This window comes from Shimia litoralis (assembly GCF_005518135.1).
Classification (GTDB): Bacteria; Pseudomonadota; Alphaproteobacteria; order Rhodobacterales; family Rhodobacteraceae; genus Shimia_E; species Shimia_E litoralis.
The window spans coordinates 244,840-269,103 of record NZ_SULI01000001.1 but is presented as its reverse complement, the minus strand read 5'-3'; the positions used below and the strand labels follow the sequence as shown (position 1 = coordinate 269,103).

The following is a 24,264-nucleotide window of genomic DNA, read 5'->3' as shown; positions in this document are numbered from 1 at the left end:
ATCCCTTGCCCAAATCCGCAGAAGCGGTGTTCAAAATCTGCCTCTAGGCTTTGTTTTTCTCGTGAAAAATGAACCCCAAGGTATTCAACAATATTTGCGCCGCCAAAATAGACGTCCCACCCGTCGGATCATAGTCGGGCGCGACTTCAACCAAATCGATCCCCACCACCTCATGCGCGCGCGCCAAGGACTGCATCATTTCCAGAACATCGTAATACAAAAACCCGCCATGGCTTGGCGTGCCTGTGCCCGGCGCAATGGACGGGCAAAAGCCGTCGATATCAATTGTCACATACACCCGCGCACCGTCAGGAATACGATCAATCACCCCTTGAGGCCCAAGCGCCCGTGCTTGCCGCACGGAGAGGATGTCGCTTCCCATGGAACGGGCGGCTTCATATCCTTCCTTTGCGGTTGATGACACATTTCGAATGCCGACTTGGGTCAAACCAGTCACATATGGTTTCTCGGCAGCACGCCGCATTGGGTTCCCGTGCCCAAACCGCACGCCATGTCGTTCATCTACAAAATCCAGATGGGCATCAATTTGCAGAATATGGATGTCGCCCTGTCCGTCAAATGCATTCACACAGGGAATATTCACCGAATGATCGCCCCCAATCACCACCGGCAAAGCGCCAGCCTTCAAAATGGCGCGCACGCCGGTTTCGATATTGGCGTGGCTTTTCTGGGTATCGGTGTGCACGATATCGGCATCCCCGATATCAACGATACGTACATCGGCTGGCAGATACGTGGCATCATCTTCGTGATCGTATGCCCCGGCATGGCCAAAACTAAAAAGTGTTGACGCCTCGCGGACCCCACGCGGACCAAAGCGCGCGCCGCTACGCCACTGGGTTCCGAAATCAAACGGCGCCCCCATCACACAGACATCCGCCTCTAGATTATTCCAATCCTGAACATATGTCCGCTTGCCAAATGTCGAAATACCCACAAACGGTAGATCAAGCCGACCGTCTTCATATCCGTGATCTGCCATCTTCATATGCCCCTGCAATTGGTTCACGATACCCTGTGGTTTTTGCCTCATGTGAGCAAGCATTGAATGCACGCCCACACGCAATCACGAATTCACCGTGCAAAGCGCGAAAAACGACCTGAATTGGTCGAATAACCACAAGCGCCTGCCCCTAACGGCCCCATTCTCGGAGGATATGCATATGCTCCTTTCTTTCTCGGCGCTCTTTTTGTCGGTGGTTCTGCTCCAGCTTAGCACGGGGGGCGTTGGCCCGTTGGATGCGCTGTCTGGAATCACGCTGGGCTTCACGACGTCGCAGATCGGCTTGCTGGGCTCCGCACATTTCTTGGGGTTCTTTGTGGGATGCTGGTGGGCCCCCCGCCTTATGGGCGATGTGGGCCACGCACGCGCGTTTGCAGCGTTTACAGCGACAGGAGCCATCGGCTTGATGGCGCATTTCCTAATCATTGACCCAATGGCATGGGCGTTGATGCGGGTTGCCTCGGGGCTTTGTGTTGCGGGGTGTTACACGGTGATCGAAGCATGGCTTCAGTCCAAGGTCACCAATGAAACCCGTGGCCGCGCGATGGGCACATACAGGTTTGTCGACATGGGGGCCTCGTTGGCGGCACAGCTTGTGATTTCTGTGCTAGAGCCCGCGTCATATGTGTCATACAACCTGCTTGCGATCTTGTGCTGCGCTGCATTGTTGCCTTTGACGCTGACCAAGTCCGAACAACCGCAAACCCCCAGCGCACCACGCTTGCGCCCCATGCTGGCCGTCGCGCGATCCCCCTTGGCCGCCGTAGGTGTCATTGTTGCGGCCTTGTCATCCGCATCGTTTCGTATGGTGGGGCCTGTGTATGGTACCCAAGTCGGTCTGCAAATTGACCAAATTGCATGGTTCCTTGCAGCCTTTGTGCTGGGAGGGGCTTTGGCCCAATATCCGGTGGGATGGCTGGCAGATAAATATGACCGGCGCTGGGTGTTGGTCTGGCTGTCTGGCGCCGCCATCGTGGCCTGTGGCACAACCGTGTTGGCAGGTGCCAGCAGCACAACGTTTATCATGCTAAACGCCACATTCTTTGGACTCACATCTTTTCCGATTTTTTCCGTATCCGCCGCGCATGCCAACGACTTTGCAACGTCGGAAGAACGCGTAGAGCTTGCGGCGGCGCTGATGTTCTTTTACGCCATCGGTGCCATCGCAGCGCCTGTTTTCGCTTCGGGATTGATCCAATCATATGGCCCGTCTGCCTTGTTTATCATGATCGCGGCCGGGCACGCGCTGTTGATTGTTTTTGGCCTAAGCCGGATGCGCGCACGCCCCACTGCGGGAAATCAAACGCGGTATATCTATGCCCCGCGCACCTCTTTCATAATCGGACGGCTTATCGGACGCCAACGCGATAAGAAGCTGCGGACCGACAAACGGGGCGATGATTCAGACACGGGTTCTGTGTAATTGCACCCGCCCAAGTCCTAGCTCTGGCACTGGGCGCGGCTTTGGTCTAGACGGTGGCCAACATCAGACCAAAGGAACACAGATATGGCGCGCCATTTGATCACTTCGGCCATTCCTTACATCAACGGCATCAAGCATCTTGGCAACCTTGTCGGATCACAATTGCCCGCTGATCTTTTTGCCCGCTATCAAAGGGGCCGCGGCAACGAAGTGTTGTTCCTGTGCTCTACCGACGAACACGGCACCCCAGCCGAACTGGCGGCTGCCAAGGCTGGCAAACCTGTGGCCGATTATTGCGCCGAGATGCATGATGTTCAGGCTGAAATCGCGCGTGGCTTTCGTCTGTCTTTTGACCATTTTGGGCGGTCATCTTCGGCCCAAAACCATGCACTGACTCAGCACTTTGCTGGTGCTCTCGACCAAGCAGGCCTTATTCGGGAAGTGTCTGAAACCCAAATGTACTCGAACGCTGATGGTCGTTTTCTGCCAGATCGGTATATCGAAGGCACCTGCCCCAACTGTGGTTTTGAAAGCGCGCGCGGCGACCAATGCGACAATTGCACCAAACAGCTCGATCCGACCGATCTGATCAATCCATATTCTACCATTTCCGGGTCGACCGACCTTGAGGAACGCGAGACCAAGCATCTGTTCCTGTGCCAAAGCCAGATGCGCGGAACGCTACAGGACTGGATCGACAGCAAAAGCGACTGGCCTGTTCTGACAACGTCAATTGCCAACAAGTGGCTGAATGACGGCGACGGATTACAGGATCGCGGGATTACGCGGGATCTTGACTGGGGCGTGCCTGTGATGAAAGGCGATGCGCCATGGCCGGGCATGGAAGGCAAAGTGTTCTATGTGTGGTTCGACGCGCCCATTGAATATATCGCCTGCTCTCAGGAATGGGTCGATGCCGGTAAAGGCACAGATTGGGAACGCTGGTGGCGCACCGACAAGGGCGCAGACGACGTGACCTATACACAGTTCATGGGCAAAGATAACGTCCCCTTCCACACGCTGTCGTTCCCGGCGACAATTTTGGGATCGAACGAGCCATGGAAGTTGGTCGACTATATCAAGTCCTTTAACTATCTGAACTATGACGGTGGCCAGTTCTCGACCTCGCGCGGGCGTGGTGTGTTTATGGATCAGGCGCTGGAAATTCTGCCGTCCGATTACTGGCGCTGGTGGTTGCTGTCACATGCCCCCGAAAGCAGCGACAGCGAATTCACATGGGAGAACTTCCAGACCTCTGTAAACAAAGACCTTGCCGATGTGCTTGGCAACTTTGTGAGTCGCGTCACCAAATTCTGCCGGTCTAAATTCAGCGAAGATGTCCCTGCCGGCGGCACGTATGGCGCAGCAGAGCAGGCTCTTATTGAGGAACTGACCACGCGCCTTAAGGCGTACGAAGGCCACATGGAAGCCATGGAAGTGCGCAAATCGGCCCAAGAGTTGCGCGCAATCTGGGCAGCAGGCAACGAATACCTACAGATCACTGCCCCGTGGTCCACCTTCAAGACGGATCCGGACGCAGCCGCCGCACAAATTCGTCTGGCACTGAACCTGATCCCGTTTTATGCCGTTCTGTCAGCGCCCTTTATTCCCGATGCAAGTGCGGACCTGCTGGCCACAATGAATGTCACAGACACCGCGTGGCCAACGGATGTACCCACCGCTCTGGGTGCCCTTGCACCGGGGCATGCGTTCCAGGTTCCAGACGTCACCTTCCGTAAAATTACCGATGATGAACGTACGGAGTGGCAGGAACGCTTTGCGGGCACACGCGACTAGCGCGCGAAACGCGTCGCAGCACACCAAACCCACAAAACGCGTCAACCGGTCTCGATTCAGACAGTCGGTTGGCGCTGGATAACCTTGTGTGCTTGCACTATACAGCCAAGATCGCCGAACAGACGGCATCCTACACCCGCATTAAGGACCTCTACTATGAATATGCTCAAGATCGTTGCGGTCCCAATGCATCCCGAAGGGCGCAAATTTGTCGCCGTCTTCGCAGCCATCGCCATTGTGCTTTATCTGCTGTGGGCACCGCTGTTTTGGCCAGCGGCAGGCATCACTGTGTGGTGTTACTATTTTTTCCGAGACCCCATTCGGTCGGTTCCGCAAGGCGATGATCTATTGCTCTCGCCTGCTGACGGGGTTGTATCCCTTATCACGGACACCGTCGCGCCTGCTGAACTGGACCTTGGGGACGAGCCACGCATTCGGGTTTCCGTGTTTATGAACGTGTTTAACTGTCACGTGAACCGCATGCCGTTTTCAGGCACGATCAAGAAAATCGTGTACCACAAAGGTAAATTCGTAAACGCGTCTCTGGATAAAGCCAGCGAACATAACGAACGCAATGTACTCTCGATCGAGCATGCCTCTGGGGCCACGATCGCTGTTGTGCAAATCGCAGGTTTGGTCGCACGGCGCATTGTGTGCTTTACCCAAGACGGAGCAAAACTTGAGGCGGGCGACCGCTTTGGCCTGATCCGTTTCGGCAGCCGACTGGATATTTATCTGCCACCGGGCGTGCAACCATCCGTCACTCTGGGTCAGACCACCACAGCAGGCGAAACCATTCTGGCGCATCTGGACGGTCCCCAAACCCAAAGATTGGCGGTAATGAAATGAACCGACGCCGCAGAGACGAGAAAACCTCAGTTATTCAATATCTTCCAAATGTAATAACCTTGTTTTCGCTCTGCGCGGGGCTGACCTCTATCCGATTGATGATGGAAGGCCGCATCGAGCACGCCATTTTTCTTATTCTGTTGGCGGCATTTCTGGATGCCGTTGATGGCAAGGTGGCCCGCTATTTGAATTGTGCGACCCCGCTTGGGGCCGAGCTTGATTCCTTTGCCGACTTCTTCAATTTTGGCATTGCGCCGGGTTTGTTGATTTTCAACCTGACCTTTATTGGGCAAACCGGCGAATACGCAGGCTGGTTCGCCGTTCTGATCCTTGCCATGTGCTGTGCATTGCGCCTTGCACGCTTTAATCTAAGCAAGCCAACAGACGTCTCGAACTCGCCCGACCGTTTTTTCTTTGTCGGTGTTCCTGCGCCGGCTTTGGCATTTCTTGTCCTGCTGCCAGTCTATGTCTACTTGAGCGGATATGAAGATATCATCACCCACACCTATTTGATTGCTGGCCATACAGCCGCGATGGGCGCGCTCGCAATCAGCCGCATCCCCACCTTCTCGCTCAAGCAATTGTCGATCAAAGCCAAATGGCAGTATTTGTTCATGCTGTTCGCCGTGCTGTTCCTGACGTTGCTGTTTGTATTCCCTTGGGAAGTCTTGATTGTGATGTCGATTGCCTATCTGGCGTCCTTGCCTGTTTCTTGGGCGCGGTTCCAAGCCATCAAGAAAAAGACCGAACCCAAAGCCTAAGCCCGTCGAACACGCTGGCACACACCGTGGCATCATGTCCCTTGCGAAATCGGCAGACGCGAATTGATCTTCGTCTCGGTCTGATCTATTGGAGGCGGTGATCGCCTTGCTCAGTGTTCCTCCGTGGTCAGAAACCACAGGACGCATGAGCAGCCCCTGAAAGTAGCACCGCTGCTCTTCGTTCCCAAAGCTACCAAAAGCTTAGAAAGGTAGAATAAAATGGCTGAAACTTCGAACCCCGATCTATTGTATACCATTGTAGACGAAGCCCCTGAACTGGCGAGTGCTTCGCTTTTGCCCATCATCCGCCGCTTTGCAAGCGCTGCTGACATCAATGTCGGCACCAAAGATATTTCGCTGGCTGGCCGTATCCTGTCGGCCTTCCCCGAAGCCTTGACCGAGGCACAGCGCCAATCTGACGATCTTGCTAAACTGGGCGAGCTTGTCAAAACACCCGATGCAAACGTCATCAAGCTGCCGAACATTTCCGCGTCGGTGCCGCAGTTGACCGCCGCCATCGAAGAGCTACAGGCGCAAGGTTTTGCGCTACCCGACTATCCTGAAGCCCCAGTAACCGACGCAGAAAAAGCTGCGCGCGCACGCTATGACGCACTCAAGGGATCGGCTGTGAACCCTGTACTACGCGAAGGCAACTCGGATCGTCGCGCCGCCAAAGCTGTTAAAAACTATGCCCAAAACAACCCGCATTCGATGGGCGCTTGGGTTGCAGACAGCAAGACCAAAGTGTCTTCGATGTCTGGCGATGATTTTTACGCAAACGAAAAATCAACCACTGTCACCGCTGCTCAGGCAGGGGATGCCAAGATCGAAATGGTTGCCGCAGACGGCAGCGTCAGCGTTTTGAAAGGCGGCTGGCCGCTTGATGCCGGGACGATCGCAGATGCGACCTTTATGTCGGCCAAAGCCCTGAGTGCGTTCCTTGCAAGTGCCATCGAAGACACCAAAGCCGACGGCACGATGTTCTCACTGCACATGAAAGCCACCATGATGAAGGTCTCGGACCCAATCATCTTTGGGCACGCTGTCAAAGCTTGGCTTGCACCAGTGTTCGACAAGTTCGGCGCCGAAATGGCCGCGCTGGGTGTGAACCCGAATTCCGGTATGGGTGATCTGCTGGATCGTGTGGCAGACAATGCCGACATTATGGCCGCAATCGACGCCGTAACGGCACAGCGCCCTGCGATGTATATGGTCGACAGTGACAAAGGCATCACCAACCTGCACGTGCCATCGGACGTGATCATTGATGCGTCTATGCCTGCGGTTATTCGTGCAGGCGGCAAAGGCTGGGATGCAGATGGCAACAAGGGCGACACAAACTGTGTGATCCCTGATCGCTGCTATGCCACCATCTATGATGAAACCATCAACTTCTTCAAAGCAAACGGCGCACTGGATGTGACCACTGCTGGCTCTGTGGCAAACGTTGGCCTGATGGCGCAAAAAGCCGAAGAATATGGCAGCCATCCGACCACGTTCGAAGCTGCGACAAACGGCACAATCCGCGTGGTTGCCGCAAACGGCGATATCCTGCTGTCGCATGATGTCGAGGCCGGAGACATTTGGCGCGCGTGCACTGCCAAGCAAGCCCCGATTGAAAACTGGATTCAACTGGCGCTTGACCGTCAGCGTCTGACAGGTTCCGAAGCTATTTTCTGGCTGGATGCAAACCGCGCCCATGATGCAGAACTGATCAAATATGTGACACCTGCCTTGGCGGCGTCTGGCGTATCTGACAAGTTCCAAATCATGGCTCCACGCGAAGCCACCGCACAATCGCTTAAGACAATCACAGCAGGAAACGACAGCATCGCCATCACGGGTAACGTGCTGCGGGATTATCTGACCGACCTGTTCCCAATTCTGGAACTGGGCACCTCGGCCAAAATGCTGTCGATTGTAAAGCTCATGAAAGGTGGCGGTTTGTTTGAAACCGGTGCTGGTGGCTCTGCCCCGAAACACGTTCAGCAGTTGGTCGAAGAAAACCACCTGCGTTGGGACTCGATGGGTGAATTCTGCGCATTGGGTGAATCGCTGAACTTCTTGGCAGACACCCAAGGCAACGCCAAAGCCGGTGTTCTGGGGCGTGCCGCCGAAGTCGCCACCCAAGGCATTTTGGACAACAACAAATCCCCAAGCCGGAAAGTTGGCCAACCCGACAACCGTGACAGCCACTATTGGTTTGCACGCTACTGGGCAGAAGCATTGACTGCACAACAGGACGATGCCGAACTGGCCGCGTACTTTGCACCAATCGCTACTGCTCTGGCAGAAAAAGAAGCTGACATCGTTGGTGAACTGGCCGCTGTTCAAGGCAAGCCAGCGGATTTGGGTGGGTATTTCCACACGGATGCTGCAAAAACAGCCGCCGTTATGCGCCCAAGCGCAACACTGAACGCGATCATCGACTAAACTGTCGTTGACCTTAACAGTCCAAAGCGCCCCTTGTCACAAGGGGCGCTTTTTTGTTTGCCGCACGAAAAATCCCGCCCCAGACATGTCTGCGGCGGGATCATTGCAGGGTACGGGAGTATCCCTGCAGCGCGGGTCGGGAACAGAAAAACCCGACCCCCAGGGACTATTCCGCAGCTTGCGCTGAGGGGTTGTTCGGATGTTGTGTCCAGTTGCCGTACTCGGCTGATACGGGCGTGTTCGTGCGCTCGTCCATCTCGCCAGGTTCAAGCGTCTTCATGGTGATGCAGCCTTCGATTGGGCACACATTCACACACAGATTACACGCGACGCACTCATCATCCTTCACCGAAAAGACGCGATCTTCCGACATCTCGATGGCCTGATGGCTTGTGTCTTCACAGGCCGCATAGCACCGGCCGCATTTGATACAGTCGTCCTCGTTGATCACCGCCTTGGTAATATGGTTCAGGTTCAGATACTGCCAATCGGTGACGTTGGGCGTTGCAAGGCCGACAAAATCGGACGTGCTGGAGTATTCCTTTTCATCCATCCATTGTGACAGGCCGCTGATCATTTCCTCAACAACTTTGAACCCATAGGTCATCGCCGCTGTGCACACTTGGACATTGCCTGCACCCAAGGCCATGAACTCAGCTGCGTCACGCCATGTTGTGACGCCGCCAATGCCCGAAATCGGCAGGTTCGCAGTTTCCGCATGCCGTGCAATTTCCGCGACCATATTCATGGCAATCGGCTTTACCGCAGGGCCACAATACCCGCCGTGCGTTCCTTTGCCGTCAATCATCGGTTCCGGGCTCATGGCGTCCAAATTCACCGACGTTATGGAATTGATCGTGTTGATCAAGCTGACCGCATCCGCGCCACCGCGTTGCGCGGCTTCGGCGGGATAGATCACGTTGGTGATGTTCGGCGTCAACTTGACGATCACGGGCATGCGGGTGTTCTGTTTACACCAGCGTGTCACCATTTCGATGTATTCCGGCACCTGCCCAACAGCAGCCCCCATACCACGCTCGGCCATCCCGTGCGGACAACCAAAGTTAAGCTCGATCCCATCCGCGCCAGTTTCTTCGACAACGGGCAGGATGGCTTTCCATGCGTCTTCTTCGCAGGGCACCATCAGCGACACGACGACAGCCCGATCGGGATAATCCTGTTTGACCGATTTGATCTCGCGCAGGTTTTGTTGAAGAGGCCGGTCCGTGATCAATTCGATATTGTTCAGCCCCAACAGACGGCGGTCTGCCCCAAAGATCGCCCCGTATCGCGGGCCATTCACGTTCACAACGGGCGGCCCTTCAGAGCCAAGGGTCTTCCAGACAACGCCGCCCCACCCTGCTTCAAAAGCGCGGCGCACATTGTATTCTTTGTCCGTCGGCGGCGCAGACGCCAGCCAGAACGGATTTGGAGATTTAATCCCCACAAATTCTGATGTCAGATCAGCCATTTTTCATGCCCTCCCTTACGCCATCAACGTAGCGTGAATATCTTCGGCCGCATCACGACCCTCGGCCACAGCCGTCACCGTCAGATCATCACCACCGCTGGCACAATCCCCGCCAGCCCAAATGCCTTCGACAGACGTCCGACCAGTTTCGGTGACAGCAATTTTGCCGCCATCCAGATCCGGCAAGCCCTCTGCGTTCAGGGTTTGACCAATCGCGGTGAACACCTGATCTGCGGCCAAACGCACGGTCTGGCCTGTCGGGTTCAGATCGTTGTCGGTGTATTCAAATTCGATTTCGCGCACGCTTCCGTTGCCGATCACCGCTTTGGGCGAGGCATTGGTGATGATCCGCACGCCTTTTGAGGCTGCAAGATCTTGCTCAAACACCGAGGCATTCATCCGGTCGCGACCACGGCGATAAACCAGAGACACATTCAGCGCCCCCAACAACTTAGCTTGAACGGCGGCATCAACAGCGGTCATCCCGCCCCCGATCACAACCACATCCCGCCCAATTGCCAGTTGTTCCAAGTCAGAGGCCTGTCGCAAATCAGAAATGAAATCAACTGCGTCCAGCACACCCGATTTGTCCGATCCCTCAACGGTTAGGGCATTCACCCCCCCAAGACCGACGGCCAAAAAGACTGCGTCAAACGTGTCGCTCAAGGTCGCAAGATCAAGCCCTGCCCCCAAGGTTTTGCCCGTTTCCACGGTGATGCCACCAATCGACAAAAGCCAATCGACTTCTTTGGCAGCGAACCCATCTACAGATTTATAGGCCGCAATTCCGAACTCGTTGAGGCCGCCTGCTTTGGCACGCGCATCAAACAGCGTCACGTCATGGCCATGCGTCGCCAAACGATGCGCAGCACTCAGGCCAGCAGGTCCGGCACCCACAATCGCCACCGATTTTCCGGTCGCGGCGGCACGTTCAAAGGGATGCACATTTGCATCCACCAATACGTCCGTCGCATAGCGTTGCAAACGCCCGATCTCGACAGGTTTACCTTCAGCGACTTCTCTCACGCATACTTCTTCACAGAGCGTTTCAGTGGGACACACGCGTGCGCACATACCACCAAGAATATTCTGTGCAAAAATCGTTTTGGCTGCGGCTTCGGGCGTTCCGGTCGCAATTTGGCGAATGAACAGCGGAATATCGATGTCTGTGGGACAGGCCGTCATGCACGGCGCATCATGGCAAAAATAACAACGATCTGCGGCCACGAGGGCCTCGTGATTATCAAGACGAGGATGCAAATCCCCAAAATTTTCGGTCAATTGCGCCGGATCTAATCGCCCTGCTACAACGCCTTCGCTCAACGGTGACTGTGTCATTGTCTCTCCCCGTTATGTGGGTTGGCTACTGTCTTCAGGCTGTCACAGAGTTATTTTTTTATCAACTGGTAAAAATAATTTCTCGCGATTTTCTGCGAATTCAGTCGATTTCGCCTATTTTTTGGCCAAGATCGGCAAAAATTCATATTATTTTCACTTGAAAACGCGCCTGAACTTTTCAATATTTTTGGGGCGACGTTACCACTATCGACCTTCTGTCCTATCGGCTGAGTCTTCGATCTTGCACTGACTTTGCCGACCTGCCGCAATTCCGCGGGCAGATGACACAAGGAGAAACGACGATGGCAAATGGCACCGTCAAATGGTTCAACACAACCAAAGGTTACGGATTCATCGCCCCAGAAGGCGGCAGCAAAGACGTATTCGTCCACATTTCAGCCGTAGAGCGCTCTGGTTTGACCGGGCTGGCTGACAATCAAAAAGTGACCTTCGACATCGAACCAGGTCGTGACGGACGCGAGTCAGCGGTAAACATCGCACTGGCGTAACCCCAGCTGTATTTCAAAGTTTGAAACGGGCGGCGATTTGCGCGCCCGTTTTCGTGTCCGACACCCCGATGCCCAAAAGGCATTATTCAGACGCAGCAGATATCAGCGCCAACACATCCGGCCCAAGGGCCGCAACAATCTTGGCCACACCTGCTTTGTTGGGATGAATGCCATCCGCTTGCATCAATCCTTGGAGTTTTGCAGGGTCATCTTCGCCTAACCCACCCAGAAAGCTTTCGGCGAACAATGTGTCAAAGTCCTTGGCTAACGCGGGGTACATAGAGTCAAACGTCTGTTTGTACTCTGCGCCGTAATTGTTCGGGGCTTGCATCCCGACCAGCAAAACCTTGATGTCACGCTGACGCGCTTCTTCAAGAATGCCCGTCAGGTTGGCGCGTGACACGGCTGGATCAAGCCCGCGCAAGACATCGTTGCCACCCAAACAAAGGATCATTCCATCGATGTCGTCGGTGAATGTCCACGCCGCGCGCGCAAGCCCCCCAGCTGTGGTATCCCCAGACACACCTGCATTGATGACCTTGACGTCAGCCCCCTGCGCCGCAAGCCAGCCACGCATTTGGGGGACAAACCCCTCTTGTTCAATTAGCCCGTAGCCTTGTGTCAAGCTGTCGCCAAAGGCCACAATTGTGGTTTGTTCGGCCCACGCCGAAGTTGTTGACACCCAAAGCACAGCAGCGACCTTGCCCAAACGCGATAGCGCCCCATATACCATTGAACCATTCATGATGCAGGTAGACTCCCCAATGACCACTGTTCTCTCCCTTAAAGATGCGCGTTTGTCGTTGGATGGCAATGCCGGACGCATAGAAATTCTCCGCGGGATCACTTTAGACGTTCAAAAGGGAGAAACTCTTGGGCTTGTCGGGCCATCCGGATCTGGAAAATCCTCGCTATTGATGCTGATGGGAGGGCTTGAGGCCGCAACCGGAGGGCAGATCCAAGCACTGGGGCAAAACCTTTCTGACATGAACGAGGATGCCTTGGCACACTTTAGACGTGACCACATGGGCGTGGTCTTCCAGAGCTTTCACCTAATTCCAACGATGACCGCGCTTGAAAACGTCGCCACACCTCTCGAGCTCGCGGGACACAAGGATGCGTTTGACCGCGCGATGACCGAACTTGTGAATGTCGGGCTCGAGGATCGCGCCAACCATTTCCCAAGCCAGCTTTCGGGGGGCGAGCAGCAACGCGTCGCCCTTGCACGCGCCGTCGCACCGCGCCCTGACATTTTGTTGGCAGATGAACCCACTGGAAACCTTGATCAGACAAATGGGAGCCATATCATGGACTTGCTATTTGAACTGCGTGATCGGCACGGGGCAACATTGGTCTTGGTGACGCATTCCAACGAGCTTGCTGCGCGCTGTGATCGGGTCGTGCGTTTGCGCGACGGACAGATCGACACAACTCTGGCCGAGGCCGTCGCATGAACCCCTCGTCTCTGGGATTGGCCTTTGCATTTGCACGACGCGAATTGCGCGGTGGTTTGACAGGGTTTCGCGTGTTTCTCGCTTGCCTTGCGCTGGGGGTCGCCACGATTGCGGCCATTGGAACAGTCCGTGCCAGCATCGAAGCCGGATTGAGGGCCGAGGGTGCCGCCCTTTTGGGGGGCGACGCACAGATGGGCTTTACGTATCGCGCCGCCAGCGACGAAGAACGCGCATGGATTGAACAATCTGCCGACAAAGTTTCCGAGATCTATGATTTCCGGTCCATGGCTGTGGTCACGCGTGACGGGATCACCGAACGGGGCCTGACACAGGTTAAATCTGTTGACTCGGCCTATCCTTTGGTTGGTGACGTCGTTCTTGACCCGCCCATGTCTCTTGACGCGGCCCTAAGCGGTAAAGACGGCCTGCCGGGGGCGATTATGCAGCCCATTTTGATGGATCGGCTCGGGCTTGCGACTGGCGACACCTTCAAGCTAGGCTCTCAGAATTTCCGGCTCATGGCCGCCTTGATCCATGAACCCGACAGCGCAGGTGCTGGTTTTGCGCTGGGGCCACGTACCCTTGTGGCCACCACTGACCTATCAGACTCAGCACTGCTGGCGGCAGGTACGCTGTATTCCACCAAATACCGTCTGGACCTTCCGGTTGGCGCTGATCTTGATGCCATAAGCACCGATGCCGCCGCCCGCTTCGAAACCAGCGGAATGCGGTGGCGCGACAGCCGGAACGGCGCACCCGGAGTTGCTGAATTTGTCGACCGCTTGGGCGCATTTCTTGTACTTGTCGGGCTCAGTGGCTTGGCCGTGGGGGGCGTTGGCGTGTCTGCTGCGATCCGCGCCTATCTGGCACGCAAGACAACAGTTATCGCGATTTTGCGCAGCCTCGGGGCCGCGCGACGGACGATATTACTGACGTATTTTTTGCAAATCGGGGCCCTGTCGCTCGTTGGTATTGCGATGGGGTTGGTGTTGGGCGCAGCCCTTCCGTTGATATTGGGGCCATTTTTGCAATCTGCTTTGCCCATTCCAACCGTGTTCGCAATCTACCCGATCCCATTGGCCGAGGCCGCCCTATACGGCGTCTTGACCGCGCTTATCTTTACCCTCTGGCCCCTGTCGCGCACTGAAGACGTCAGGGCCGCAGCCCTGTTTCGTGACGCACTGGAAACCGCGCGTATTGTTCCCGCGCTGCCGTATCTCTTGGGCACCATGGCATTGCTGGCCATATTGCTTGGCGCTGCGGGGTGGTTTTCAGGATCTTATCAACTCACACTGTGGGCGGCTGTGGGCATTATGGCCGCTCTGGTCACACTGGCATTTGCCGCCAGTGGCATCCGCAAGTTGGCACGCTCGGTGTTGCCAGCCGCCAGAAAACGCCCCGCGCTGCGGTGGGCATTGAACGCAATTTCTTCACCAAAAGAAGCGACAAGCTCGGTCGTGTTGTCGTTGGGTCTGGGCCTATCGGTATTGTCGGCCGTCGGCCAGATTGATGGCAACCTGCGCAATGCAATTGCGCGCGATCTGCCGGATGTAGCCCCGTCGTATTTCTTTGTCGACATCCAGAAAACCCAAATCGATGGTTTTCTAGATCGCCTTGAACAAGACCCAAAGGTCAGCGGCACGCAAACCGCCCCGATGTTGCGTGGATTGGTGACGCGGATCAACGACCAACCAGCCCAAGAGGTCGCTGGCGATCATTGGGTCGTGCGCGGTGATCGCGGCATCACCTATGCCGCCGCCCTGCCGGACACCACCAAAATTCTCGAAGGCGCATGGTGGCCCGAAGATTATACGGGCCCCCCTCAAATCAGCTTTGCCGCCGAAGAGGCCACCGAGCTGGGCCTTGGGCTCGGGGATACGTTGACCGTGAACATTTTGGGGCGCGACATCACTGGCACCATCACCAGCTTGCGGGATGTGGACTTTTCCACAGCGGGGATGGGGTTTGTCATGGTGATGAACGAGGCCGCATTGGCCGGAGCACCGCACAGCTTTATCGCCACGGTCTATGCCGCGCCAGAAGCCGAGGCCCAAATCTTGCGGGATTTGTCCAATGCCTATCCAAATATCACGGCCATTCGGGTGCGCGACGCCATTGCACGCGTGTCCGGCCTGTTGTCCAATCTGGCTGATGCCACCTCTTACGGGGCGTCCGTCATGCTGGTCACAGGGTTTCTTGTGTTGATCGGGGCCGCTGCGGCCACCCAAGGGGCCCGTATCACCGAGGCCGCGATTTTGAAAACTTTGGGAGCCACGCGTCGACGTATCCTCACAAGCTTTGCCTTACGCGCAGCTTTGACCGGTGCCGCCGCAGGCATAGTGTCATTGGCCGCGGGGATTGCGGGTGCATGGGCCGTGACCCATTTTGTGTTGGATACAGGGTTTGCCGTCATTTGGTCCAATGCCATTGCCATCATTGTTGGCGGTATTCTGGCCACCCTCTTGGCCAACCTCGCATTTTCGGCGCGCGCCCTGTCATCACGCCCTGCACGTATTTTGCGGGCACGCGAGTGACATCGCCTTTCCGGCGCTTGAGATGTCATATCTTAAGCACCCCGCCAGAGATTTGACAAAAGGCGCCCCAAGGGGCGCCTTTTTCGTTTAAACCTGTGGCGGCACAGCCGCCTCATTTGGATTACGCGTCGTCGACATAGTCTTCCATTGGCGGGCATGTGCACACCAGATGGCGATCGCCCCACGCATTGTCGACACGGTTGACCGGAGGCCAGTATTTGTCGACACGGAATGAGCCCGGAGGGAAGCATCCCTGTTCGCGCTCATAGGGGCGCTCCCATTTACCGACCAGATCCTCAACCGTGTGTGGTGCATTGCGCAGCGGGTTGTTCTCTGCATCCATACGCCCGTCTTCGATATCGCGGATTTCTTCACGTATCGCCAGCATCGCATCACAGAAGCGATCCAGCTCAGCCTGATTTTCAGACTCTGTGGGTTCGACCATCAATGTGCCCGCAACCGGCCAACTCATGGTAGGGGCATGGAACCCGCAATCCATAAGACGCTTGGCGATGTCATCCACCGAAATGCCTGCAGACTCTTCAAAGGGTCGCGTATCAATGATGCATTCATGTGCGACACGTCCCGTCGGGCCTTTGTACAAAATCTCGTAGGCGCCTTGCAGCCGCGTCGCGATATAGTTCGCATTCAAGATCGCGACACGTGTGGCCTGCGTCAGGCCATCGCCCCCCATCATCAGGCAATACGCCCAACTGATCGGCAAAAGCGACGGAGACCCATATGGCGCTGCCGAAACCGGCCCCTGTGCACCACCTGTTTCAGGATGGCCGGGCAAATGCGGGATCAAATGCGCTTTGACACCAATTGGCCCCATGCCGGGACCGCCGCCGCCATGCGGAATACAGAACGTCTTGTGCAGGTTAAGGTGGCTCACGTCACCACCCAGATCTCCCGGACGCGACAATCCCACCATGGCGTTCATGTTGGCGCCATCAATGTACACTTGGCCACCGGCGTCATGCACGATTTGGGTCACCTCGTTCACCGATGCCTCGAACACACCGTGCGTCGACGGATAGGTGATCATACATCCCGCAAGATCATCCGCATATTTGTCAACTTTTGCACGGAAATCATCGAGATCAATATCGCCGTTTTCTGCCGATTTGACCGGAACCACTTTCCATCCCACCATCTGCGCCGAGGCTGGGTTGGTGCCATGCGCAGACATCGGGATCAGACAGATATTCCGATGCCCCTGCCCGTTCGCCCGATGATAGGCCGCGATGGTCAACAGGCCCGCATATTCGCCTTGGGCCCCGCTGTTGGGTTGCATCGAAATGGCATCATATCCGGTGATGTCACACAGCTTGTCCGAAAGATCGTTGATCAGATGTGTATAGCCTTCGGCCTGATCTTCGGGAACAAACGGGTGGATCAACGAAAACTCTCTCCAGCTGATGGGCATCATCTCCGCCGCAGAGTTCAGCTTCATCGTGCATGACCCCAGTGGGATCATCGCACGATCCAGCGCCAGATCGCGATCTGCCAGCCGTCGCATATACCGCATCATTTCGGTTTCCGCGCGGTTCATGTGAAAAATCGGGTGCGTCAGATACTCGGATTTGCGGTGCATCTGGTCAGGGACGCGGTACTGGGCCTTGAAATCATCATCCGAACGCGTGATGCCAAACGCGCGCCATACCTTTTCAATCACCGCAGGGCGTGTGGCTTCGTCCAATGTGATCCCGACACGTGTTTCCCCAACGCGACGCAGGTTCACGCCTTCATCAACGGCTGATTTCATCACTGCAGCCTGCAATGGCCCGACATCCACCGTAATTGTGTCAAAGAACACTTTGGGATCGACCTTGAAGCCAGCGGCCTCCAGCCCATTTGCCAACCGCACGGTTTTGCGGTGGATGCGCTGTGCAATGGCCTTAAGCCCTTTGGGGCCATGGAAGACAGCGTACATAGACGCCATGACAGCCAGCAAAGCTTGGGCGGTGCACACATTTGATGTCGCCTTTTCACGACGAATGTGTTGTTCGCGCGTCTGAAGCGACAGGCGATAGGCCCGATTTCCGCGCGCATCAATCGACACCCCGACAATACGCCCAGGAAGCGACCGCTTATACGCGTCTTTGGTCGCCATATAGGCGGCATGCGGCCCCCCGTATCCCATCGGAACCCCAAACCGTTGTGCCGATCCGACGGCGATGTCGGCCCCCATCGCACCGGGTTCTTTGAGCAAGGTCAGCGACAGAGGATCCGCAGAAACAACACCAATCGCCTTGGCTTCATGCAAGGCCGCAATATGCGAAGTAAAGTCGCGCACATGCCCATAGGTGCCGGGGTATTGGAACAATGCGCCGAACACTTTGTCGGCCTCCATTTTGTCCGGATTCCCGACAATCACCTCAATCCCAAGCGGTGCGGCACGGGTCTTGATGACCGCAATGTTTTGCGGGTGGCAATCGCGGTCCACAAAAAATGCTTTGGCTTTAGATTTGGACACACGTTGCGCCATGGTCATCGCTTCGGCGCAGGCGGTGGATTCGTCCAGCAGCGACGCGTTTGCAATCTCGAGCCCTGTAAGATCAGAGATCATGGTCTGGAAATTCAACAGCGCCTCGAGCCGGCCTTGGGAAATCTCGGGTTGGTACGGGGTATACGCCGTATACCATGCAGGGTTTTCCAGAATATTGCGCTGAATGGCGGGCGGTGTCACCGTGCCATGATATCCCTGCCCGATCAAAGACGTCAGGACCTTGTTCTTGGACGCGATGACACGCATGTGGTGCAGCAACTCGCGTTCCGACAAGGGGCGTCCAAAATCCAACGGCTCTTTTTGGCGAATTCCGTCAGGCAGCGTCTCATCAATCAGCGCGCCCAAATCAGAGGTACCAAGGACCTCCAACATATCTGACATCTCTTCCGGAGACGGGCCGATATGGCGACGGTTAGCAAAGTCATACGGCAAATAGTTGGTCGGTGTGAATGGCATCACGAACCCCCCTTCAAGTCACGATCTGTCCGGTGGCACAAGTCTCGCCACCGGGTCTCTTAGCAGTATAGCATTTCGCCAGATCCCTCCGGCGTTGAGCCGGATTACCCGATAAAGGTATTATAGGCTGCTTCGTCCATGTAGTCGTCCATCTGAGACGCATCCGCTGGCTTGATCTTAAAGAACCACGCATCCCCCATTGGGTCTTCGTTGACCTTACCCGGATCCTCGACCAGCATGTCATTGACCTCGGTGATTTCGCCGTCGATCGGTGCCAGAATATCGCTGGCGGCCTTCACGGATTCAATCACGCAGATTTCTTCGTCTTTGGTGACTTCGGTACCTGTTTCCGGCAACTCGACAAACACAACGTCCCCCAGTTGCTCGGATGCGTGGGCTGTAATGCCTACGACAACCACATCACCTTCGGTGCGCAACCATTCGTGTTCTTCGGTAAATTTCATGGTTAGTCTCCTGTTTGCTATCTTTTGAAATTGGCTGTGACCAACGGCATCTTTGCCACTGTGACAGGCATGCGTTTTCCACGAACATCCCCAAACAAAGGGGTGTCAATTGTGGCGAAATCTGTTTGGACATATCCCATCGCAACGGGACCTCCGACACTGGGTCCGAACCCGCCAGAGGTCACAATCCCGATCGCAGCTCCGCCATCTGCATCTGCGAAAATCTCTGTTCCGGCGCGCATGGGCGCACGGCCATCCGGCACCAACCCCACACGCTTGCGCGCCACACCGTTTTGAAAATCGCCCAGAATGCGCGCAGATCCGGGGAACCCGCCTGAACGCGCACCGTCTGTCCGGCGGACTTTCTGGATGGCCCAATTTAGTCCGGCTTCGACAGGAGAAGTCGTGGCGTCGATGTCATTTCCATACAAGCAAAGACCACCCTCGAGGCGCAGGGAATCCCGTGCCCCCAAACCGATGGCCTCCACGTCTGGCATATCCAACAACGCCTGAGCCAGAGCCTGCGCATGGCTTGCGGGTACTGAAATCTCATATCCGTCTTCGCCCGTGTATCCGGACCGCGATACCCAGCACTCTACCCCAAGCAGATCCACAGTGGCGACATCCATAAATGCCATCTCTGCAACTGCCGAATTTAGCTGGCCAAGTGCCTGTTCGGCGGCTGGCCCCTGCAAGGCGATCAACGCCCGATCTTCGATGACCTCGACAGTGATCGCGGGTTCAAGCGCGGCTTTCATCCGCGCGATGTCGGCCTCTTTGCAGGCCGCATTGACCACCACAAACAGATGATCACCACGGTTGGCAAACATCAGATCATCATCAATACCGCCATCGGCATTGGTAAACAGACCATAGCGTTGCCGCCCTTGTCCCAATCCCAGAACGTCCATGGGCACCAGTGTCTCGAACGCGGTCGCAATCTCGTCATACGAGGCGCCTCGCAAGATCACTTGTCCCATGTGGCTGACGTCAAACAGCCCTGCCTTGGTCCGTGTCTGAAGATGCTCTTTCATGACCCCAAGCGGATATTGCACAGGCATTTCATAGCCAGCAAACGGCACCATCTTAGCGCCCAGCGCCACGTGCAGATCAAAAAGAGGCGTGCGTTGCAAATCGCCCATACAGTCAGCTCCCATGTCCTTCCGGAAGCCACATCAGGCAATTTTCCGGCACCACTCAATCGCACGATTATTGCTCGTGCGGGCGATGCCCCCTCTGTCCTTTAGCCTGAGATCGTTATCCCTTCGGCGGACGCTCTCGCGCCTCTCTCCAGAGTTCTTCGTACCAAAAATCGGTCCTTTGGGCCTGAGAGTTTCCGGGGCGGTTGCTCCTTCGGCACTGGATTTCTCCAGTTCTCCCGATTCATGTTCGTGTACCGTAGTGCACAGTTATTTTTCTCGCAAGTCGATTACAGGTCATAAACGACAGCTTTTCCACAAAAATCGACAAAATCTTATCTCAGTGCACGCACGGCTCTGGTGCGAGAATGCTCAACAGCGCTGAATTGTTACACACCAGCCCGTCAAGCGTGACCCCATCAAGGCGATTGTAAAAGGCCTCGGCCGCATCCATCAGCGCCAACCGGAGCCGACATGCCTCGACCAGAGGACAGGAGCTGTCGACGTCGGCGAAACACTCTGCCAAAGGCACAGGGGCTTCCATTTCCCGAAATATCGGCCCGATTTCGATGTCGATCGGATCCCGCGCCAACTCAAGCCCGCCGTTGCGTCCACGATGGGTTAGAACGACACCCATCTGACCGAGCTGATTGATGACCTGAGCCAAGTGATTTTCAGACGCTTTACACACATGTGCAATTTCTGACTTGGTCACCAGACGCCCACGGTTTGCCGCGCAAAACATCAACACACGTATCGCGATGTTCGTTCTTTTGGTAATACGCACGTGAGCTCCAGTCAGGCTTGTGATCGCAACACTATGCAGGTTTGCAGCAAAACGAAATTGACATGGATCAAGGATATGTCACCCTAGGCGAATGATCGCCCCTTATTTCTTTGGCTACGGCAGCCTCGTCAACCGCGCCACACACAGCTATCACGATGCACATGTCGCACGACTGCATGGATGGCGGCGCGTTTGGCGGCACACGGCCTTGCGGCCCATTCCGTTTCTGACTGCAATCCCCGACCCGCACACATCGATTGACGGATTGATTGCCCATGTCCCCGGAAATGATTGGCGCGCATTGGATAAACGTGAAAGCGCCTATGACCGCGTCTCTGTTTCGGCATCGGTGTCACACCCGAAACAAGACAACTTAGACATCGCGACATATACGGTTCCGTATGGAAAGCACGGGCATGCGAACCAAGAGCATCCCTTGCTGCTGTCATATATCGACGTGGTTGCCCAAGGGTACCTGAACGAATTTGGCGAAGACGGGTTGGCCGCGTTCTTTCAAACCACAACGGGTTGGAGCGCGGCGGTTTTGAACGACAGGGACGCCCCGATGTACCCAAGGCACCAATCGCTCAGCCCCAACGAGCTGCGCCTTGTCGACGCGCATCTGTCTGCTGTAGGCGCCCATTGCCAAGGTCACACACCATCTGACTGACCTGTTCACAAGTGCCACAAGTTCCGCGCACATCATGCACAGCACACCAGCCTGCGCGCAAAAAATCCCCGCCGGACACGTCCCGCGAGGATCTATTCGCATAGAGGTAAGGTAAGACCGTCAGGTCTAGCCCTTGGCCTTGATGACCTGAAGAAGTGGCATCACCGCAGACATATCCGGGCCGTGGCCTTGTCCTGTCAACGCCTTGCGCAACGGCATAAACAGACCACGCCCTTTGCGTCCGGTGGCTTCTTTCACCTCTGCGGTCCATGCACGCCATGTTTCGGCGGTATATGGGCCTTCTGGCAGCATCGCGATGGCCTGCGCCACAAATTCGGCATCAGCCTCATCAATCACGGGATCGGCGCCATGTTCGAACATATGCCACCACGTTGCGATGTCTTTGCGTGTCACGATGTTTTCGCGGATCACATCCCAAAAGGACTGTGCCAGTTGGTCCGGCACGCCTGCCTTGGCGATATCGGCAGCGACATCCGCCAGTGGCAATTCGTGCAAGACCCGCCCGGTCAAAGGATACAGGTCCTGTTCGTCAAACTTGGTCGGGGCCGCGCCAAAATGACCAAGGTCAAATCCATCCGCGATCTCGTCAATCGAACTGCGCAATTCCACCGGATCAGACGATCCGAGACGCGCCATCAACGACAACAACGCCATCGGCTCGACACCCGCTTCGCGCAGATCGCGAAGCGACAACGTGCCAAGCCGCTTGGACAATGCCTCGCCTTGCGGACCCGTCAATAAAGAGTGGTGCGCAAAGGTGGGCGTCTTGCCACTGAGGGCATTCATGATCTGAATTTGTGTGGCCGTGTTGGTCACGTGGTCGGATCCGCGCACAACATGGGTCACGCCCATATCCGTATCATCCACAACCGACGCCAATGTATACAGCATCTGACCATCGCCACGGATCAACACAGGATCAGACACAGACGCCGCATCAATCGAAAGATCGCCAAGAATGCCATCTGTCCATTCAATCCGTTCGCGATCCAGCAGGAACCGCCAGTGGCCATTCCCGCGTTCCTGACGCAACGCATCTTTGTCTGCATCGGCCATGGTGTACATCGCACGATCATAGACAGGTGGGTTGCCCATGTTCAGCTGTTTCTTGCGCTTAAGATCCAATTCCACAGGTGTCTCGAAGCACTCGTAAAAACGACCCATGTCGCGCAGATTCTGCGCCGCCTCTTCATACCGGTCGAGGCGCTCGGACTGACGTTCCATCTTGTCCCACGTCAAGCCAAGCCATTCCAGGTCCTGCTGAATCGCATCCACATATTCCTGCTTTGAGCGCTCGGGGTCGGTATCGTCGATCCGAAGAATAAAGGTGCCGCCCGCTTTGCGCGCAATGAGAAAGTTCATTAGCGCGGTGCGCAGGTTGCCGACATGAATATAGCCCGTAGGCGAAGGGGCGAAACGTGTGGTGGTCATGAGAATCTCCTGTTAGCGCATCCCATTCCACAAGTTGCGCAGTTTGTCCAGAAATGGAGGTCCCAAGACAGGGACATCACGCGCGCATCCAATCCCCATACACTGCGCACAGATAGCCCCGACACACGTCAGGATGGTCACTTTTTCACTCAGAGAGATGACGCACGGCAAATTCCCCCTATATTGAGAGGACGCGCGCCGACAAATGGAGCGGATATCAAAACGGGGAGAACTAGCATGCCACTTTATTCACCACACCTCAACCGACGGTCTTTGATGCTTGGCATCGCATCCGCGCCAATGCTGGCAAGCTCACCTGTTTTGGCGGCCGCAGACATGATGGGCGTCGGCAGCACACGCTTTCACCGCGTGAAACTGGGCAACTTCGAAGTTGTCACCTTGCTGGCTGGCACCCGTCCGGTGCCGGACCCACAATCCATTTTCGGGATGAATGTATCCCCCGAAGAATTTGCGGATGTGTCTGCGACGGCAAACATTCCAACGGATCAGGCCCAGTTCTTTTTTACTCCCACAGTGGTGAACACGGGTGACGCGCTTGTCCTGTTTGACACCGGCCTTAATCCGGCGGGGATCACGGCGGCGCTAGCTGCGGCCGGATACACGCCGGATCAAATAGACACCGTGGTCCTGACCCATATGCACGGCGACCATATTGGCGGCCTCATGGATGGCTCAAACGCCACCTTTCCAAACGCAAAATATGTCACGGGCGCGGTTGAATTCGACGATTGGGATATGTCAGGAAACGAAACATTCGAGGCCAAAGTGCGCCCTCTGGAAGAGCAATTGATGATGATCGACGGCGGTGCCTCTGTCGCATCCGGCGTGACCGCCATCGAAGCCTTTGGCCATACCCCCGGACACATGGCCTATATGCTCGAGAGCGAAGGACAGCAAATGCTGTTGGGCACAGACTTTGCCAATCACTATGTCTGGTCTCTGGCCTATCCCGACTGGGAAGTGCGGTTTGACCGTGACAAAGCCGCAGCAGCGGCAACACGCCGGAATCTGTTGGGCATGATGGCGGCGGATAAAATTCCATTTGTCGGGTATCACATGCCTTGGCCTGCGATCGGATATGTCGAAACCAGAGGCGACGGGTTTCAGTACGTGCCCGCCAGCTATCAACTGATGCTTTAGAAGACCCGTTGGGGCGCGCGGCCTCTTGGT

The 24,264-nt window shown here is 55.9% G+C and carries 19 protein-coding genes and 1 riboswitch; of the genes, 10 read left to right on the top strand and 9 right to left on the bottom strand.

Translation table 11 applies throughout. From position 1 onward, the window contains the following. Positions 1 to 43: 43 nt before the first annotated feature. Positions 44 to 1,003: an agmatinase gene (gene speB, locus FAP39_RS01220; RefSeq protein ID WP_138014541.1), complete on the bottom strand. Its 960-nt coding sequence runs from the start codon at positions 1,001 to 1,003 to the stop codon at positions 44 to 46. Between the two features lie 175 nt (positions 1,004 to 1,178). Between speB and FAP39_RS01215 the strand changes: the two genes are divergently transcribed. From FAP39_RS01215 to FAP39_RS01195, 5 genes are all read left to right on the top strand, one after another. Next, positions 1,179 to 2,447: an MFS transporter gene (locus FAP39_RS01215; protein ID WP_138014540.1), complete on the top strand. Its 1,269-nt coding sequence runs from the start codon at positions 1,179 to 1,181 to the stop codon at positions 2,445 to 2,447. 84 nt (positions 2,448 to 2,531) lie between these two features. Beyond that, on the top strand, positions 2,532 to 4,244 hold the full coding sequence (metG, locus tag FAP39_RS01210) for a methionine--tRNA ligase (RefSeq protein ID WP_138014539.1): 1,713 nt from the start codon (positions 2,532 to 2,534) through the stop codon (positions 4,242 to 4,244). A 99-nt stretch (positions 4,245 to 4,343) separates the two neighbouring features. Next, positions 4,344 to 5,093: a phosphatidylserine decarboxylase gene (locus tag FAP39_RS01205; protein ID WP_281280224.1), complete on the top strand. Its 750-nt coding sequence runs from the start codon at positions 4,344 to 4,346 to the stop codon at positions 5,091 to 5,093. Beyond that, complete coding sequence (locus FAP39_RS01200) at positions 5,090 to 5,854, top strand: CDP-alcohol phosphatidyltransferase family protein (RefSeq protein WP_138014537.1); 765 nt, start codon at positions 5,090 to 5,092, stop codon at positions 5,852 to 5,854. Before FAP39_RS01205 ends, FAP39_RS01200 begins: the two co-directional genes overlap by 4 nt. Positions 5,855 to 6,073: 219 nt before the next feature. Then, complete coding sequence (locus tag FAP39_RS01195; protein ID WP_138014536.1) at positions 6,074 to 8,287, top strand: NADP-dependent isocitrate dehydrogenase; 2,214 nt, start codon at positions 6,074 to 6,076, stop codon at positions 8,285 to 8,287. Positions 8,288 to 8,453: 166 nt separating this feature from the next. Here FAP39_RS01195 and preA read toward each other — a convergent pair whose 3' ends face one another. Further along, the gene (gene preA, locus FAP39_RS01190; protein WP_138014535.1) at positions 8,454 to 9,758 is read right to left on the bottom strand and encodes an NAD-dependent dihydropyrimidine dehydrogenase subunit PreA; all 1,305 of its coding nucleotides are present in this window, start codon (positions 9,756 to 9,758) and stop codon (positions 8,454 to 8,456) included. 15 nt (positions 9,759 to 9,773) lie between these two features. After that, positions 9,774 to 11,096 (bottom strand): NAD(P)-dependent oxidoreductase, encoded by a 1,323-nt coding sequence (locus FAP39_RS01185; protein ID WP_138014534.1) that lies wholly within the window; start codon positions 11,094 to 11,096, stop codon positions 9,774 to 9,776. A 302-nt stretch (positions 11,097 to 11,398) separates the two neighbouring features. Here FAP39_RS01185 and FAP39_RS01180 point away from each other — a divergent pair, with 302 nt between their 5' ends. After that, a complete protein-coding gene (locus FAP39_RS01180; RefSeq protein WP_138014533.1) occupies positions 11,399 to 11,605 on the top strand; it encodes a cold-shock protein in 207 nt (68 codons plus the stop codon). Positions 11,606 to 11,687: 82 nt separating this feature from the next. On the opposite strand, the gene FAP39_RS01175 is transcribed toward FAP39_RS01180, so the two are convergent. Then, the gene (locus FAP39_RS01175) at positions 11,688 to 12,350 is read right to left on the bottom strand and encodes an arylesterase (protein ID WP_246058893.1); all 663 of its coding nucleotides are present in this window, start codon (positions 12,348 to 12,350) and stop codon (positions 11,688 to 11,690) included. A gap of 19 nt (positions 12,351 to 12,369) precedes the next feature. Here FAP39_RS01175 and FAP39_RS01170 point away from each other — a divergent pair, with 19 nt between their 5' ends. Together FAP39_RS01170 and FAP39_RS01165 are read left to right on the top strand one after the other, a co-directional pair. Beyond that, the gene (locus FAP39_RS01170) at positions 12,370 to 13,059 is read left to right on the top strand and encodes an ABC transporter ATP-binding protein (RefSeq protein WP_138014532.1); all 690 of its coding nucleotides are present in this window, start codon (positions 12,370 to 12,372) and stop codon (positions 13,057 to 13,059) included. After that, a complete protein-coding gene (locus FAP39_RS01165) occupies positions 13,056 to 15,593 on the top strand; it encodes an ABC transporter permease (RefSeq protein WP_138014531.1) in 2,538 nt (845 codons plus the stop codon). Before FAP39_RS01170 ends, FAP39_RS01165 begins: the two co-directional genes overlap by 4 nt. 121 nt (positions 15,594 to 15,714) lie before the next feature. Here FAP39_RS01165 and gcvP read toward each other — a convergent pair whose 3' ends face one another. The 4 genes from gcvP to FAP39_RS01145 form a co-directional block, all read right to left on the bottom strand. Beyond that, positions 15,715 to 18,561, bottom strand: a complete 2,847-nt coding sequence (gene gcvP, locus FAP39_RS01160; protein WP_138014530.1) for an aminomethyl-transferring glycine dehydrogenase — start codon at positions 18,559 to 18,561, stop codon at positions 15,715 to 15,717. A gap of 104 nt (positions 18,562 to 18,665) precedes the next feature. Continuing rightward, positions 18,666 to 19,025, bottom strand: a complete 360-nt coding sequence (gene gcvH / locus FAP39_RS01155; RefSeq protein ID WP_138014529.1) for a glycine cleavage system protein GcvH — start codon at positions 19,023 to 19,025, stop codon at positions 18,666 to 18,668. A gap of 17 nt (positions 19,026 to 19,042) precedes the next feature. Continuing rightward, positions 19,043 to 20,167 carry a glycine cleavage system aminomethyltransferase GcvT gene (gcvT, locus tag FAP39_RS01150; RefSeq protein ID WP_138014528.1) on the bottom strand — a complete coding sequence of 375 codons (1,125 nt, stop codon included), beginning with the start codon at positions 20,165 to 20,167 and terminating at the stop codon, positions 19,043 to 19,045. Between the two features lie 161 nt (positions 20,168 to 20,328). Continuing rightward, a riboswitch (glycine riboswitch) is annotated at positions 20,329 to 20,416 on the bottom strand. Between the two features lie 88 nt (positions 20,417 to 20,504). Beyond that, entirely contained in the window at positions 20,505 to 20,951 is a 447-nt protein-coding gene (locus FAP39_RS01145; protein WP_138014527.1) for an RrF2 family transcriptional regulator, read from the bottom strand. 91 nt (positions 20,952 to 21,042) lie between these two features. Here FAP39_RS01145 and FAP39_RS01140 point away from each other — a divergent pair, with 91 nt between their 5' ends. Further along, positions 21,043 to 21,621, top strand: coding sequence for a gamma-glutamylcyclotransferase family protein (locus FAP39_RS01140; protein ID WP_138014526.1), 579 nt, complete (start codon positions 21,043 to 21,045; stop codon positions 21,619 to 21,621). Between the two features lie 126 nt (positions 21,622 to 21,747). Here FAP39_RS01140 and gltX read toward each other — a convergent pair whose 3' ends face one another. Continuing rightward, the gene (gene gltX / locus FAP39_RS01135) at positions 21,748 to 23,073 is read right to left on the bottom strand and encodes a glutamate--tRNA ligase (RefSeq protein ID WP_138014525.1); all 1,326 of its coding nucleotides are present in this window, start codon (positions 23,071 to 23,073) and stop codon (positions 21,748 to 21,750) included. A gap of 237 nt (positions 23,074 to 23,310) precedes the next feature. Here gltX and FAP39_RS01130 point away from each other — a divergent pair, with 237 nt between their 5' ends. Further along, positions 23,311 to 24,234 carry an MBL fold metallo-hydrolase gene (locus FAP39_RS01130; RefSeq protein WP_138014524.1) on the top strand — a complete coding sequence of 308 codons (924 nt, stop codon included), beginning with the start codon at positions 23,311 to 23,313 and terminating at the stop codon, positions 24,232 to 24,234. Positions 24,235 to 24,264 lie beyond the last annotated feature (30 nt).